Origin of the sequence: Moellerella wisconsensis ATCC 35017, assembly GCF_001294465.1 — a bacterium.
GTDB classification, from domain to species: domain Bacteria; phylum Pseudomonadota; class Gammaproteobacteria; order Enterobacterales; family Enterobacteriaceae; genus Moellerella; species Moellerella wisconsensis.
Map to the genome: position 1 here is coordinate 15,413 of NZ_LGAA01000006.1, position 16,185 is coordinate 31,597.

The window sequence follows — 16,185 nt, forward strand, 5'->3', positions numbered from 1 at the left end:
ATACAGAGGATACAGGGTATGAGTTTTTTTCACGCAAATCAGCGAGAAGCGCTGAACCAAAGTCTGGCAGAGCTTGATGGCCAAATTAATGTTTCCTTTGAATTTTTCCCACCTCGTACCGAAGAGATGGAACTCACTTTATGGAAATCCATTGATCGCCTCAAAACACTAAAACCAAAATTTGTTTCTGTCACTTACGGGGCTAATTCGGGTGAACGCGATAGAACACACAGTATCATTAAAGATATTAAAGATCGCACCGGTTTAATAGCGGCGCCGCATTTAACCTGTATTGATGCGTCACAAGATGAATTACGTGAAATAGCGCGAGATTACTGGAAAAATGGCATACGTCATATCGTCGCCTTGCGCGGCGATCTACCAGATAACAGTCAACGACCTAATCTGTATGCTGCAAATCTGGTGGAATTATTAAAATCTGAAGCAGATTTTGATATTTCTGTCGCCGCCTACCCCGAAGTACATCCTGAAGCTAAAAGTGCGCAGGCCGATCTGATTAATCTGAAAAAGAAAATTGATGCGGGAGCAAATCGCGCAATCACTCAGTTCTTTTTTGATGTCGAAAGCTATTTACGTTTCCGCGATCGCTGTGTTTCAACCGGTATCGATGTTGAAATTGTGCCCGGCATATTACCGGTCTCCAACTTCAAACAATTAGATAAGTTTTCTAAAATTACCAATGTGAGAATTCCAACCTGGATGCGTAAAATGTACGAAGGATTGGATAATGACCCAGAAAGCCGCAATTTAGTCGGTGCTTCTATTGCTATGGATATGGTTAAAATATTGAGCCGAGAAGGGGTAAAAGATTTCCACTTTTATACTTTGAATCGCTCCGAGCTTACTTATGCGATTTGCCATACGCTTGGTGTGCGGCCCGAATAACGCAAAATATATGTGGCGATAAATAGCGATATAAACTAAATAATAGCCACATAAATAATATCAACAATTTCAGTATATAAAAAAGGCTGTCGACTTAATTGCAGACAGCCTTTTTGGATCCCAATAAATATCTCTTTAATATTATTGATTATCTTCAATATTATATAGGCACAGCGATTAGCCGGTATTACGCATCCCCGCAGCGACACCAGCAATAGTAATCATCAGCGCTTGTTCAACTCGTGGATCTGCACCTTCTTGCTGGCGAGAACGTTGAAGTAACTCAGCCTGTAATACGTTCAATGGATCGGTATAAACATTACGTAAAGCGATAGATTCCGCAATCCATGGCAAATCTGCCATCAATTGTTCATCTTTAGAAACCGCCAACACACTTTTAATATCTTCCGATAATTGATTACGCAGTTTCTGCCCTAATGGCCATAAACGTTTTTCAACCAATCGATGATCATAATATTCCGCTAACCATAAATCGGCTTTGGCAAAAACCATTTCCAACATCGCAATTCGAGTTTTAAAGAATGGCCATTGATGCCACATCTCATCGAGTATCGACTGTTTACCGGCTTCAATTTCGTGTTTCAGCGCAGCACCCGCTCCTAACCATGCAGGCAACATCAGTCGATTTTGCGTCCAAGCAAAAATCCAAGGGATCGCTCGCAGAGTTTCAACCCCTCCCGTCGGACGACGTTTGGCTGGGCGCGAGCCTAAAGGTAATTTACCCAATTCTAATTCTGGCGTTGCCGCACGGAAATAAGGTACAAAATCGGGTTGTTCACGCACATAATCACGATACATATCACAAGAAACCGCCGACAGTGAATTCATCACTTCTTTCCATTCAGCTTTTGGCTCTGGTGGTGGCAGTAGATTGGCCTCAAGAATAGCACTGGCATATAAGGCTAAGCTGCTAATCGTGACTTGTGGTAAACCAAATTTAAAGCGGATCATTTCGCCTTGTTCGGTCACACGCAATCCACCTTTTAGACTTCCCGGTGGCTGAGATAATAAGGCGGAATGCGCAGGTGCACCACCTCGACCAATGGTTCCCCCGCGGCCGTGGAATAAGGTTAGTTTAACACCTTCTTTTTCACAGAGCTTAATCAGCGCATCTTGGGCATCGTATTGCGCCCATGAAGCAGCCATAACGCCTGCATCTTTCGCCGAGTCCGAATAACCAATCATCACCATTTGGTGATCATCAATTAAATCACGGTACCAAGGAATATTCAGAAGTTTTTGCATCACGCTTTCAGCATTATTCAAATCATCCAGCGTCTCAAACAATGGCGCTACAGGTAATTTAAGCGAACAACCGGCTTCTTTTAATAATAATTTTACCGCTAAAACATCGGAAGGAACTTTCGCCATAGAAATAACATAAGCCGCGACTGAATCTGCCGGCGATTCAGCAATAACCCGGCAAGTATCAAAGACTTCACGAGTTTGATCGCTTGGCTGCCAATCACGAGGTGTTAATGGGCGACGAGATTGTAATTCAGTTAATAAGAACGCTTGTTTCTCATCTTCGGACCACGCTTGATAGTCGCCTAATCCTAAATATTGAGTGAGTTCAGCAATAGCTTCGGTATGGCAAGTACTTTCCTGACGCACATCAATACGGACTAATTGCAAGCCGAAACAACGAATGCGACGCAGCGTATCGAGTAACTGGCCATTGGCGATAATTTTCATGCCACATGCAATTAAAGATTGATAGCACGCATAAAGCGGCTCCCATAATTGTGCGTTATCCAGCAGCAAATCAGCCGGCGGTAACACTTTTTCACCTTTGATACGGCGTTCAAGATATTCTAAGGTTGAAAATAATTGGCTGCGTAAATTTTTAGCAATCTGGCGGTACGGCTCAACAACCTCATCACCACCTGCCAGTGCTTGTAACTCTGGAGTCGCTTCAGTCATGGATAATTCAGAAACTAAAATCTGAATATCTTTTAAGAACAAATCAGCGGCTTTCCAACGGCTTAACAATAGCGCATGGCGGGTAATGTCAGCAGTAACATTTGGATTACCATCGCGATCGCCCCCCATCCATGAGGTAAAGCGGATCAAATTAGAATCAACCGGCAATGAGGTGCCAATAGTTTCTTCTAATTGTTCATTAAATTCACGCAAAAATGCAGGAACGCCTTCCCACAATGAATTTTCAACTACAGCAAACCCCCATTTTGCTTCATCAATCGGCGTAGGGCGCTGCTTGCGGATTTCATCGGTATGCCATGATTGAGCCACTAGTTGGCGCAAACGACGCATAATATTGTTGCGTTCATAATCGGCTAAATCATCATGATCTAACTGAGATAAACAGGTATTAACTTCCACCAGCTTATGGATCAGGGTTCGGCGTGCAATTTCGGTTGGGTGAGCGGTTAAAACTAACTCAATTGATAATTCATCAACCGCTTTATGAATATCACCATCGCTAAAATTTTTCGCTTTTAAGCGATCAAATAAATTCTTCAGCGCAACAGGATTACTCGCAGCTTCTCCGTGTGGAGAAATGCTGTGATATTGCTCAGCGACATTGGTCAAATTTAAAAATTGGTTAAATGCCCGAGCAACCGGCAATAACTCATCATTTGATAGATTTTGTAGCGTATCAAGTAGCTGTTGGCGATCGTCTTCATTCCCTGCACGGGATGATTTAGAAAGTTTACGAATAGTTTCAACTTTATCGAGAATTTCTTCCCCTAAAGCGTCTTTGATGGTGTCTCCCAGTAACTTACCGAGCATACTGACATTGGTTCGCATTGCAGAATATTGCTGATTCATTGGACTCCTGACCTTATCTATCTGGCAGAATGTATTTATCCCGTCATACTCCAAGTTATCGTCTTATTCGTTCTTTGCCGATTGACGATCATATGGCCGCAGTAACTTAAACTATGACGGATATAACCCGCACTATCTTTACCCTTAGCTGTATATTCATAACAGAAAATAATCTTTTTGGGGAAATTTTCTAAAATTTAATTACATTGCTATTATTATTAGTTTTTCTTATTAACTGCATTGCTCTAGCGCAATTTAGCCGAATATAGCGTCGATTCAGCTATTATTTATGTTAAATATTTCTTATTTAATACTGGCGTAGCAGAAAAATTTCTAACCTCTGGGTATTTTTCCATACAATTAATTTGAATTATTTTAGTTTTATCCAAATAACCTATGAATGAAATTAAAATTCAAATAATTCGTGTTATTAATTAGTTTAAATAGCCAGTTCCAAATAACTATAACGAGTACTGTTCGCCTAAAGAGCTAAAGCTAAAATCAGAATCTATGACATAAAAAATAGGCCACTTAATAGCAGCCTATTTATATCGAACTATATCAAACTATAATAAATAAAAATTCACTTTGAAAATCATCACTAACCGGTAATTGACTATTAAAGTAACTGAGATAATCGATTTAAATCCGACTGAATCGCCCCTGCCGTTACATCTCTACCAGCCCCCGGGCCACGGATTACCAGTGGGTTATCTCGATACCAACGGCTCTCAATCGCGAAAACATTATCCCCCGGTAGCAGAGAGGCAAGTGCATGATTAGGTTTTACTGCCTCTACGCCAACTCGGGCTTTACCTTTTACCGCATCAAAACGAGCAACATAACGTAAGACCATATCCATCTCTTGAGCTGCTTCTAATCGTTGGATCATTTGCTCATTAATCACCGCACTGTTTTCAAAAAAGGCATCAAGAGAACCGGTTGCCGCCTCCATTGGAACTAACGATTCCACACGCACATCTTTTGGCTCAATATCATATCCTGCTTCTCGCGCCAGAATAATTAATTTGCGCATTACGTCTTGGCCCGATAAATCAATGCGCGGATCCGGCTCAGTTAATCCTTGCTGCCATGCTTGTTCAACTAATTCACTAAACGGTACGCTGCCGTCAAATTGTAAAAATAGCCAAGATAAGGTGCCAGAAAAAATACCACTGATCGACAATATATTATCGCCGCTTTCTTTTAAATCACGTACCGCATAGTTAATCGGTAAACCTGCTCCTACTGTCGCATTGTATAACCAGTGGCTATTCGTTTTGGTAAAAGCATCACGAATTAAACGATAGCGTGGTGTCTCAGAAGCGCCAGCAATTTTATTGGCACTAATGACATGAAAACCGTAGCTAGCAAAATCCACATAGCTCTCGGCCAGCTGTTCGCTCGCGGTAACATCTAGCACCACTAAATCATCATAAGGATGGGCTCGCATCCACAAAAATAGATCATCATCTTGCTGCTCTACAGCTTCATCATCGAAAAAAGCCAAGGCGCGACTGGGATCAATACCTTGATAATTCAATAAACTACGTTTGCTATCAACCACGCCAGCCAATATAAATTCAAAATCACTGCGAGCAGATAATGGTTTTTGTTCCGTCGCAAATAACTCGAGCCAACGAGCACCTATATTGCCTTTACCAAAGAGCACTAAGCCAACCCGCTTCTCCGCTCGGAATATACTCTGATGTAATCCTTGAATAATATGCTCAGTCTGATTGGTCCTCAGAACCGCAGCTAAACTAATACCATCTTCAGAATGCCAAATATATTCAATCGGCTGGTCTTTTAATTGCTGATAAAAACGATGGCTATGTAAGGCATTTTTACCAACCCCCGCCCCGACTAATGCCACCAAAGAAAAACCTTCGCGTAACGAAAGTTTGCCGGGTAGCGTGGCTTCTTCAAGAATATTTAATGCACTTTCAGCGACTTCAGAGGTATAACATAACTGCAATATATGCCGATCTTGGTGGATACCACTGGCTAATGGGCGAAGTTGCACTCGCTTTAATAATTGATCGACATCTTTATAAATTTTTTGAAAATCACGCCCTTGTGCAACACGCAATTCAATTAAGCATACATCATCGTGACTGGTTACAATTTTAGCGCCACTTCCCGAGGCTAATACACGCTCAATTTTAGTTGACCCTTGCTCGGGCTGATAACTGCAACGTAATTGCAAATCAATATTGCTGATAGAAACTGGTTGTAAGGTGCGGGTATGCAATACCGGTGCGGCCAAACGCGCTAACTCACTGGCTTCATCAAGGCGTAATAATGGCAATAAGCACGCATCTTTTACTTTTCGCGGATCGGCACTATATACCCCCGCAACATCACTCCAAATAGTCACTTTACTGACATTTGCTAATGCACCCACTTGTGTTGCCGAGTAATCACTACCATTACGGCCGAGTAATACAGTTTCACCCGCTTGATTCTGTGAGATAAATCCCGTAACAACTAAACGTTGATTAGGATGCTGTGCTAGCAGCTGCTGTAAAAGAGGACGCGAGAGTGTTTCATCAACTTGTGGTTGCGCTGCTCGCTCGGCGCGTAAAAACTGCCGAGCATCCAGCCATACACTTGCCATACCCGACTCGGCTAATACTGCCGACATTAATCGAGCAGACCAAATTTCACCGTGTCCGACAACTTCAGCATAAGTAGCCTCATTCACGGGCTGATCTAAAAGTTGGCTTAAGCGCTCTAAATCTGCCACCAGTTGCTGATTCAATCTATCCGCTGTTGCCTTAGTCAATAAATGAGCTATTAAATCTTGTTGATAACGGCGTAATGTTTGTTGGATTTGATGAGCCGATATACGATCACTCTGGCTAGTTTTAAACCAATTAATTAACTGATTTGTTGTGCTACCCGCTGCTGATACCACCATTAAATCATCGGGTTGACTATAATCAGCCATAATTTTCACTACCCGCTGATAACATTTAGCATCGGCTAGGCTACTGCCACCAAATTTGTGTAACTGGCGGTTATGCTGCCCCGCCTCGACTACTGTCAGTGTGCTCATCAAAAAAACTCCGCTACCCTTGAGTGACAATCCGGAAGGCATTTTCCAAATCGGCAATTAAATCTTGGCTATCTTCAATTCCTACCGATATACGCAGTAACTCATCGGTGATCCCTGCTTTTGCTCTCGCTGCTGGTGTCATCCCGGCATGAGTCATAGTCGCGGTATGAGAAATTAACGTTTCAACACCCCCTAATGATTCTGCTAACGTAAATAATTCTAACGCAGCAAGGAAGCGCCGAATAATCGTTTCGTCTCCCGCGAGTTCAAAACTCAGCATCGCGCCAAACCCTTTCTGTTGGCGTTTCGCGATTTCATGCCCAGGATGATCAACTAAAGAAGGATAATATAATTTTTTTACTAAAGGCTGATTTATTAAATAATTTACGATTTCTTGCGCATTTTTCTGCTGCAATAAAATGCGTGGAGCTAACGTTCGGATCCCACGTAACAATAAATAACTGTCAAATGCTCCGCCAGTAACCCCAATATTATTGGCCCACCATGCTAATTCCTCAGCCTGCTGCGGATCTTTAGCAATGACCGTGCCTGCCACCACATCGGAATGACCATTCAGATATTTAGTACAAGAATGAATCACAAAATCAGCGCCTAAAGATAATGGTTGCTGTAATACCGGGCTTAAAAACGTATTATCAACCGCCACTAAAGCACCGGATTGATGCGCTAATTCAGCAATATGCTGAATATCCACAATACGCAATAATGGATTACTTGGTGTTTCAATTAATACTAATTTCGGCGCTTTGGCTAATGCGGCTTTCAATGCTGACTCATCACTTTGGTCAACAAAGATTACGTTATAAGCGCCGCGTTTACTTTGGCTATCAAAGAGTCGATAACTACCGCCATAACAATCATGAGGTGCAACTATCCAATCGCCAGGATTTAAAAATGTGGTACACAGCAAATGAATCGCCGACATACCGCTACTAGTAACAACAGCACCCGCGCCACCTTCAAGCGCGGCGAGTGCGTTTTGCACCATGTCTCGACCCGGATTACCTCGACGGGAGTAGTCATGGACTCGCGGCTGATTATATTCGGTAAAATTATAAGTACTCGATAAATAAATCGGTGGGACGACACAACCAAACTGTGTATCTTGATTTAATCCACTATGAATTGCGATTGTTGCTGGTTTGCGAGCCATAATTACCCCAGATAAAATAAATTCTGCTATAAATATACCCACCAGATGTATAGACGTCAACAGGTCTAGCCGTCTAAACTTCTTTACGTTTAGACGAAGAAATGAAATAATCAATACTAGAAATAATGTTATTAGCTGTTTATTTATCGATCTGACCTACTGTACTTCTCATTTTTCGTGAATAGATCATAATAAAATGAGCAATAAGGTCGATAATAAACGCTGAAAAATTCAAGTACCACAAGTAGTAACCTCGCCCTTACCATCTATTTATGCCAGTAAATTATAGGGGGAGATAAAAGTCACTTATACTGCGGTAACTTGAAATATAATCGATATATTTACAATCTTTATTACTAATGAAAATAATTAAGGTACTTCATGGCTGAGTGGAATGGTGAATATGTCAGCCCTTACGCTGAACATGGCAAAAAAAGTGAGCAAGTTAAAAAAATTACCGTTTCAATTCCGTTAAAGGTATTGAAAATTTTAACTGATGAGCGCACTCGTCGCCAAATTAATAACTTACGTCACGCGACCAATAGTGAACTGCTGTGTGAGGCTTTTCTCCATGCGTTTACCGGACAACCTTTGCCGAACGATGAAGATCTACGTAAAGAGCGTAGCGATGAGATCCCAGAAGCGGCAAAAGAAATAATGCGTGAACTCGGTATCGATCCAAATAATTGGGAATATTGATTTCCAATCAAGTATTATTTTTATCCCCCTTATTTCTCCCTTAAACTTTGTTGAGGGAGAAATATCTCATGGAACTTCCCATAGAACTTCCCATAAAATAAGCTACCCTATTTTTCTGTACTCATACTCATCGCTTTTAAAGGCTATCATTTCTAACAGTGATCTTTTCAATGCCAGTCTGTTTTTAATAATTTCTTCTGAATGAACATTATGCGCCCACGTTCTAATACTGAATTCTCTTTAGCTTCATTATCTATTTTTAGCTTAATCGACTTACTGCAACAAGTATGACTCTAATGACGAAAATTACCAATTAACAGGTAAAAATACCGAAATAGAGGAATAAAATGAATAAAATAGTTGACTAAACCCCGATAAAAATCATGGAGTAAGAATTACAAAATAGGAATTACGCTATAACGATTACACAGTAGAAATAACAGGATGGGAATACGGTATAGAAATTATCGAGCAGCCATAGTAGTGGTATAACCCAGAGTAAAATTAAAAATAATCTAATCGTAAATAAACAAAAACCCCAGCCATTAGCCAGGGTTTTATCAGAGGTATCGGTAAATTTATAAATTCTAGAGTTACCAATAAATCTGTTTGAAATATCTTGGATACCATAAAATGACGATATTCAACTAAAGCATCAAGCTTTGTTAGAACGCGGTATTCTGCAATAACAAGATATTTCTTCAGCCAAACAGTCTTACTTCTTGCCACCTGGGATGCTGAAACGCTGATTGAAGCGATCAACACGGCCACCAGTTGCTACATCACGCTGTTTACCAGTGTAGAATGGATGACAGTTGCCGCAAACGTCCAGATTCAGAGAGTGACCAACTGTTGATCTGATTTTCATCACATTACCGCAAGAACAAGTTGCAGTAACTTCATCATATTTAGGGTGAATACCTTTTTTCATGGGAAAACCTCTATTAAGGCCGTGTCGCCATCCCGCCCTAACGCCGGACACCACACGTCGAGTTGATTATAAATTAGGATGTTTTTATTGGTAAAAATCGATACCAAAGGCGGCGGATCATACAGAAAAACTATTTACCCTGCAATGAAAACCGTGCTTGTTTTATGGTACTCTTATTCGCTTATGTTCGCAAAATTGTCTAAGGGCGCTAAAAAAAACGCTCGGGGAATCCACTTATGGTTGTCGTTCAGGTTGCCTTACCTGTACCTTTAAATCGCTCTTTTGACTATCTGCTCTCCGAGAATATGCCTGCTCCCGTAGTAGGAGCTCGGGTCATGGTCCCTTTTGGCCGGCGCCAGGCTCTAGGGGTGGTTACAGCTATCACGGATAAAAGTGAATTCACTGCCGAACAGCTCAAACCTATCGATACCGTACTCGATAAAGTAACGCTTTTCCCTGATGATCTGTGGCAACTGTTGCTGTGGTCTTCACAGTATTATCACTATCCGATTGGCGAAGTGTTATTTCATGCAATGCCTACCTTATTACGTCAAGGAAAACCGGCAGAATTTTCGCCTATTTGGCAATGGCAGATAACGGAACAAGGTAAAGCCTTTGATATCACAACATTAAAGCGTTCACCTAAACAACAACAAGCATTAGCTCAATTACTGCGCCAACCTATTTATCGCCATCAAGTAAGTGAATTTGAACTTAGCGAAACCGCATTACAGTCATTAAAGAAAAAAAATCTGGCTGATTTATATCCGATACAACCGGTTGCTACCGCTTGGCAAGATAACTTTTCCGTGTCAGAGGAACGGTTTCGATTAAATACAGAGCAAGCGACTGCCGTTGGTGCTATTCGAGCACAAGATGATCAATTTTCACCTTGGTTATTAGCCGGTATTACCGGTTCAGGCAAAACTGAGGTTTATCTCAGCGTACTGGAAAATATTTTAGCTCAAGGGCGACAAGCGTTAGTTTTAGTCCCCGAAATCGGCTTAACACCACAAACTATTCGCCGGTTTAGTCGACGTTTCAAAGCCCCTGTAGATGTATTACATTCCGGTTTAAATGATAGCGAACGATTAGCTGTTTGGTTGCGTGCTCAGCGGGGTGATACCGCCATCGTTATTGGTACACGCTCGGCCTTATTTACCCCATTCTCACGTTTGGGGATTATTATTATCGATGAAGAGCACGACAGTTCTTATAAACAACAAGATGGCTGGCGTTATCACGCCCGTGATTTGGCGGTATTCCGTGCCAAAAAAGAACATATTCCAATTGTCATGGGAACAGCAACACCATCATTAGAAACGCTGTGTAATGTGCAACAAGGCAAATATCAGCGGCTAAACCTGACTCAGCGTGCAGGGAGTGCAAAACCTGCTACTCAGCATTTAATTGATTTAAAAGGACAACCATTAAAACATGGACTGTCACATTTGCTTATCCAGCATATTGGCGAACATCTCGCTCGCGATAATCAAGTAATCTTATTTCTTAATCGTCGAGGTTATTCGCCGGCTCTTATTTGCCATGAATGTGGCTGGATAGCCGAATGCCCACGTTGCGATCATTATTACACGCTACATCAACATCACCGGCAATTACGTTGCCATCACTGCGACAGCCAACGTCCCGTGCCAAAACAATGCCCAGAATGTGGATCAACCCAATTAGTCCCCGTCGGGATGGGGACCGAGCAACTGGAAGAAGGGATCCAGGAGATCTTCCCACAAACTCCCATTACTCGAATTGATCGTGATACCACCAGCCGCAAAGGCGCATTAGAACAGCAATTAAATGAAGTTAGTACGGGAGGTGCTCGTATCTTAATTGGTACTCAGATGTTAGCCAAAGGCCATCATTTTCCAGATGTGACACTAGTCGCATTATTAGATGTCGATGGCGCACTCTTTTCGAGCGACTTTCGAGCTGCTGAGCGTTTTGCTCAATTATATGTGCAAGTTTCTGGCCGAGCTGGACGGGCGGGTAAGCAAGGAGATGTCTTTTTACAAACGCATCATCCTGAGCATCCATTATTAATAACCTTACTAGAACAAGGTTACGATGCGTTTGCAACAGAAGCCCTAGAAGAACGCAGTACGGTTCAATTACCCCCTTATACCAGTCATATTATGATCCGTTCAGAAGATCATAATAATCAACAAGCCCCGCAATTTTTACACAATCTGCGCCACTATATTGAACAGCATCCTGATCGTGATGAAAAATTATGGATTATGGGGCCATCACCTGCAATTCAAGCGAAACGCGGCGGGCGATTTCGCTGGCAATTATTACTGCAACATCCTTCACGGCTCTATTTACAACGCCTAATGACTCGATTGATCCCAGAAATCCAATCTTACCCTGAAAGCCGTAAAGTAAAATGGAATATTGATGTCGATCCTACTGACGGATAATTTTATGATATCTACTTATTTAAAGTAATAACGTGATTAACTATTTAGCAAGTTAATATTTTATTTTTGCGAAGTAGCTCTAATAAATGACATAAGTCACACTTTTTATGCAAACTAAGTAACAGTTTAAGTTTATAAAAAGTTTAGAATAACTAGCTAATAGGGATCATGTTATCTACCTTGAGTAGCAACATGACATTTAAGTTTATTCAAAAAGCAATCGATTAACTTAATCGCGAGGGATGTGTCGTGGAACAACGAAATGATAGCGGGGCTGCAACGATGAAAGATGTTGCAGATGCTGCGGGGGTATCAACAGCAACAGTATCAAGAACGCTGATGAATCCTGAAAAAGTCTCCTCACAAACTCGACAAAAGGTTGAACAAGCAGTTTTGGATGTCGGCTATTTTCCACATAATTTATCGCGTAATTTCAAACGCAATGAATCGAAAACAATCTTGGTTATTGTTCCTGACATCAGTGATCCTTTTTTCAGTGAAGTAATTTGTGGGATTGAAAACGTAGCCGCTCAAGAAGGCTATTTAATCTTAATTGGTGACTGTAAGCATCAACAAAAACAAGAGCATGCTTTTATTAATCTGATTATCACCAAACAAATTGATGGCATGGTTCTGCTCGGTTCAAATATTCCCTTCGATGCATCGACCGAAGAACAAAAAAATCTTCCGCCAATGGTTATGGCAAATGAATTTACTCCAGAACTAAAATTACCCACTGTGCATATAGATAATCTAACTTCATCATTTAATGCGACCCATTATCTTCAGAAGCTCGGGCATCGACGTATCGCCTGCATTACTGGACCAGAAGATATGCCGCTGTGTAAATATCGCTTAGAAGGATATAAAAAAGCCATGCTACGCACTGGCGATAAAGTGCGTGAAGATTATATTATCCGTAGTGATTTCAGCCATGAAGGTGGCGCTAAAGCGACTAAAAGACTGCTTACGATGCCAGAACCTCCTACGGCGATTTTCTGCCATAATGATATGATGGCACTGGGCGCAATGTGGCAAGCCAAGCATATGGGGCTTAAATTACCAAACGATTTATCTGTGGTTGGTTTTGATAATTTAAAACTCTCACAATACAGTGATCCACCGCTTACCACTATTGGCCAACCGCGTTTTGAAATTGGTAGTCAGGCGATGAAATTGCTGTTAGATCAAATACAAGGGCATAATATTAATGTCGGTTCTTGCTTGTTAGATGCCGATTTAATTATTCGCGGGAGTGCTCAAGCGCCTAAAAGCTAGGCAAAATGACTCAGGTTAAGTAACATGTGTCACCGTATATAACATTTATTATTAATAACTCAGTGAATTAACATTGTGGCACAGAGAGATTACGTAGCTCGCGGGCGCACCGCCGCCCGCCGAAAAAAAGGACCGGGCAAAAAGAAACAGCCTCAAGGATTATCTAAAACAACATTAGCTGTTGCGGTGGTGATCGTCGTCATGTTTATTGGCGGGCTGTTTTTTATAACCCAAAATAAAAAACAAGATATCCCCCAAACGGTTGAAGCCATTAAATCGGCAAAACCAGCAAATACCTTGCCGCCAAAACCTGAAGAACGCTGGCGTTATATTAAAGAGCTGGAAAACCGTGGTGTCGATATTCCAAGTATTCCCGAGCTAAATAGCGGTGGGGCGAATATCGTACGCCCATCAGATTTAACCGCAGAACAGCGTCAATTATTGGAGCAAATAGATTCAGACAGACGCCGTCCAGTCACGACGTTGTCAGAAATTCCTTATAATGGGCAACCAGTTCCTCGCTCTCAGGTAATTATTAATGAGCCGACGCCAGCACCCACTGCGACGGTAAAAAAACCTGAAATCAGAATTGAACCCAAGGTTGAAAACCGCCCTGCTCAGCAGCAAGTTGCGACAGCTGTAAAGCCGGAGAAAAAACCGATTGAAAATATCCAAAAAATGCTGGTGCAATGTGGTTCTTTCCGTACAACAGATCAAGCAGAAAGTGTTCGCGCTACATTGGCATTTTCAGGAATTGAAAGCCGAATTAGCTCTGGAGGTGGTTGGCATCGTATCGTGATGGGCCCTTATAGCAAAGAAACTGCCGATAAAATGCGTTCCCGTGCATCCGATGTTGGCGTATCCGGGTGTATTCTTCGCGCTAGTGGGGGTTGAAAAATCTCCCTCGCTCCCCCATCTATTTCTTTAATGTATCGTAGCGGCTATCGTAGCTAAAAAAATAGCCGCGTAATTTTTTGAGAAACCAGGGGCTGACTCATGACTACAATCGTAAGTGTTCGCCGTAATGGCCAAGTCGTAATCGGTGGTGATGGACAGGCGACGATGGGTAATACCGTCATGAAAGGCAATGTCCGTAAAGTACGTCGATTATATAATGACAAAGTCATTGCAGGATTTGCAGGCGGCACCGCTGACGCATTTACTCTTTTTGAATTGTTTGAGCGTAAACTCGAACTTCATCAAGGGCACTTAACTAAAGCTGCGGTAGAGCTAGCCAAAGATTGGCGTACTGACCGTATGCTACGTAAACTGGAAGCCTTATTAGCGGTTGCTGATGAAAGCACTTCTCTGATAATCACCGGTAATGGTGATGTCGTGCAGCCAGAAAATGATTTGATTGCTATAGGTTCAGGTGGTCCTTATGCACAGGCCGCAGCTCGTGCAATGCTTGAGAATACAGACCTTACTGCCCGTGAAATCGCAGAAAAAGCACTTTCGATTGCTGGCGATATCTGTATCTACACCAACCATAATGTAAACTTTGAAGAAATTTCTTCAAAATCATAAGGATTGATAGTATGTCCGAAATGACTCCACGCGAGATTGTCAGCGAACTAGATAACCATATTATTGGCCAGAACAAAGCAAAACGTTCTGTCGCGATTGCTCTACGTAATCGCTGGCGCCGTATGCAATTAGATGAAGCCTTACGCCATGAAGTAACCCCTAAAAATATTTTGATGATTGGTCCTACTGGTGTTGGTAAAACTGAAATTGCTCGTCGCTTAGCAAAATTAGCCAATGCACCTTTTATTAAGGTTGAAGCCACAAAATTCACTGAAGTGGGTTACGTCGGTAAAGAAGTCGATTCAATTATCCGTGATCTAACCGATGCCGCAGTCAAAATGGTTCGTCATCAATCAATTGAAAAAAATCGTTATCGCGCAGAAGAATTAGCCGAAGAACGAATTTTAGATGTATTGATCCCACCGGCTAAAAATAACTGGGGGCAAAATGAGCCGTCAGATGAACAATCTCCGGCACGCCAATCGTTTCGCAAAAAATTGCGTGAAGGCCAGTTAGACGATAAAGAAATTGAAATTGAAGTCGCTGCAACATCTATGGGTGTTGAAATTATGGCACCTCCAGGCATGGAGGAAATGACTAATCAATTACAATCTATGTTCCAAAACCTTGGCGGCCAGAAACAAAAACCGCGCAAGATGAAAATCAAAGAAGCGTTTAAACTGCTGATTGAAGAAGAAGCGGCAAAATTAGTCAATCCTGAAGAGCTGAAACAGCAAGCCATCGATTCCGTTGAGCAGCATGGTATCGTGTTTATCGATGAGATAGATAAAATCTGTAAACGTGGCGGTCAATCATCTGGCCCTGATGTTTCTCGCGAAGGCGTACAACGTGATCTGCTTCCTTTGGTTGAAGGCTGTACCGTATCAACCAAACATGGGGTAGTTAAAACAGATCATATTCTGTTTATTGCTTCAGGCGCATTCCAAGTCTCTAGCCCGGCAGATCTTATCCCCGAGCTACAAGGTCGTTTGCCTATTCGTGTTGAGCTACAAGCGCTCACTACCGATGATTTCGAACGTATACTGACCGAACCAAATGCTTCACTAACCGAGCAATATCGAGCATTAATGGCTACTGAAGGCGTAAATATCACCTTCACCACCGAAGGTATTCGTAAAATTGCTGAAGCAGCATGGCAAGTCAATGAGACCACTGAAAATATCGGTGCTCGTCGTCTACACACTGTACTTGAGCGTTTGATGGAAGATATTTCCTATGATGCCAGCGAGCTGGGTGGAGAAACCATAGAAATTAATGCAGAATATGTGAAACAACATCTGGATGAATTAGTGGCAGATGAAGATTTGAGTCGATTTATTTTATAATCTGACTATCTCAC

The 16,185-nt window shown here is 41.9% G+C and carries 11 protein-coding genes; 7 read left to right on the forward strand and 4 right to left on the reverse strand.

Going from position 1 to position 16,185, the window contains the following annotated elements:
* Window positions 1-18: 18 nt before the first annotated feature.
* Entirely contained in the window at window positions 19-906 is an 888-nt protein-coding gene (metF, locus tag M992_RS02560) for a methylenetetrahydrofolate reductase (RefSeq protein ID WP_053907197.1), read from the forward strand.
* Between the two features lie 177 nt (window positions 907-1,083).
* Here the strand turns inward: metF and ppc are convergent, their stop codons facing one another.
* The 3 genes from ppc to metB all read right to left on the reverse strand — a co-directional run bounded on the left by ppc (window position 1,084) and on the right by metB (window position 7,955).
* Window positions 1,084-3,720, reverse strand: a complete 2,637-nt coding sequence (ppc, locus tag M992_RS02565; RefSeq protein ID WP_053907198.1) for a phosphoenolpyruvate carboxylase — start codon at window positions 3,718-3,720, stop codon at window positions 1,084-1,086.
* Window positions 3,721-4,339: 619 nt separating this feature from the next.
* A complete protein-coding gene (locus tag M992_RS02570; RefSeq protein ID WP_053907199.1) occupies window positions 4,340-6,781 on the reverse strand; it encodes a bifunctional aspartate kinase/homoserine dehydrogenase II in 2,442 nt (813 codons plus the stop codon).
* A gap of 13 nt (window positions 6,782-6,794) precedes the next feature.
* Window positions 6,795-7,955, reverse strand: coding sequence for a cystathionine gamma-synthase (gene metB / locus M992_RS02575; RefSeq protein ID WP_053907200.1), 1,161 nt, complete (start codon window positions 7,953-7,955; stop codon window positions 6,795-6,797).
* Window positions 7,956-8,336: 381 nt separating this feature from the next.
* Between metB and metJ the strand changes: the two genes are divergently transcribed.
* The gene (metJ, locus tag M992_RS02580) at window positions 8,337-8,654 is read left to right on the forward strand and encodes a met regulon transcriptional regulator MetJ (RefSeq protein WP_053907201.1); all 318 of its coding nucleotides are present in this window, start codon (window positions 8,337-8,339) and stop codon (window positions 8,652-8,654) included.
* 715 nt (window positions 8,655-9,369) lie between these two features.
* On the opposite strand, the gene rpmE is transcribed toward metJ, so the two are convergent.
* A complete protein-coding gene (gene rpmE, locus M992_RS02590) occupies window positions 9,370-9,585 on the reverse strand; it encodes a 50S ribosomal protein L31 (protein WP_053907203.1) in 216 nt (71 codons plus the stop codon).
* A 236-nt stretch (window positions 9,586-9,821) separates the two neighbouring features.
* Here rpmE and priA point away from each other — a divergent pair, with 236 nt between their 5' ends.
* From priA to hslU, 5 genes are all read left to right on the forward strand, one after another.
* Entirely contained in the window at window positions 9,822-12,020 is a 2,199-nt protein-coding gene (priA, locus tag M992_RS02595; RefSeq protein ID WP_053907204.1) for a primosomal protein N', read from the forward strand.
* A 249-nt stretch (window positions 12,021-12,269) separates the two neighbouring features.
* Window positions 12,270-13,298 carry a DNA-binding transcriptional regulator CytR gene (gene cytR, locus M992_RS02600; RefSeq protein ID WP_053907205.1) on the forward strand — a complete coding sequence of 343 codons (1,029 nt, stop codon included), beginning with the start codon at window positions 12,270-12,272 and terminating at the stop codon, window positions 13,296-13,298.
* A 75-nt stretch (window positions 13,299-13,373) separates the two neighbouring features.
* Window positions 13,374-14,192, forward strand: coding sequence for a cell division protein FtsN (gene ftsN / locus M992_RS02605; RefSeq protein ID WP_053907206.1), 819 nt, complete (start codon window positions 13,374-13,376; stop codon window positions 14,190-14,192).
* Window positions 14,193-14,294: 102 nt separating this feature from the next.
* Window positions 14,295-14,825 (forward strand): ATP-dependent protease subunit HslV, encoded by a 531-nt coding sequence (gene hslV, locus M992_RS02610; protein WP_047255818.1) that lies wholly within the window; start codon window positions 14,295-14,297, stop codon window positions 14,823-14,825.
* A gap of 11 nt (window positions 14,826-14,836) precedes the next feature.
* Window positions 14,837-16,171 carry an ATP-dependent protease ATPase subunit HslU gene (gene hslU, locus M992_RS02615; RefSeq protein WP_047255819.1) on the forward strand — a complete coding sequence of 445 codons (1,335 nt, stop codon included), beginning with the start codon at window positions 14,837-14,839 and terminating at the stop codon, window positions 16,169-16,171.
* Window positions 16,172-16,185 lie beyond the last annotated feature (14 nt).

Bases quoted from the DNA above. Each gene is read 5' to 3' on its own strand.
- metF (WP_053907197.1), top strand. From the start codon at position 19: ATGAGTTTTTTTCACGCAAATCAGCGAGAAGCGCTGAACCAAAGTCTG.
- ppc (WP_053907198.1), bottom strand. From the start codon at position 3,720: ATGAATCAGCAATATTCTGCAATGCGAACCAATGTCAGTATGCTCGGT.
- M992_RS02570 (WP_053907199.1), bottom strand. From the start codon at position 6,781: ATGAGCACACTGACAGTAGTCGAGGCGGGGCAGCATAACCGCCAGTTA.
- metB (WP_053907200.1), bottom strand. From the start codon at position 7,955: ATGGCTCGCAAACCAGCAACAATCGCAATTCATAGTGGATTAAATCAA.
- metJ (WP_053907201.1), top strand. From the start codon at position 8,337: ATGGCTGAGTGGAATGGTGAATATGTCAGCCCTTACGCTGAACATGGC.
- rpmE (WP_053907203.1), bottom strand. From the start codon at position 9,585: ATGAAAAAAGGTATTCACCCTAAATATGATGAAGTTACTGCAACTTGT.
- priA (WP_053907204.1), top strand. From the start codon at position 9,822: ATGGTTGTCGTTCAGGTTGCCTTACCTGTACCTTTAAATCGCTCTTTT.
- hslV (WP_047255818.1), top strand. From the start codon at position 14,295: ATGACTACAATCGTAAGTGTTCGCCGTAATGGCCAAGTCGTAATCGGT.
- hslU (WP_047255819.1), top strand. From the start codon at position 14,837: ATGTCCGAAATGACTCCACGCGAGATTGTCAGCGAACTAGATAACCAT.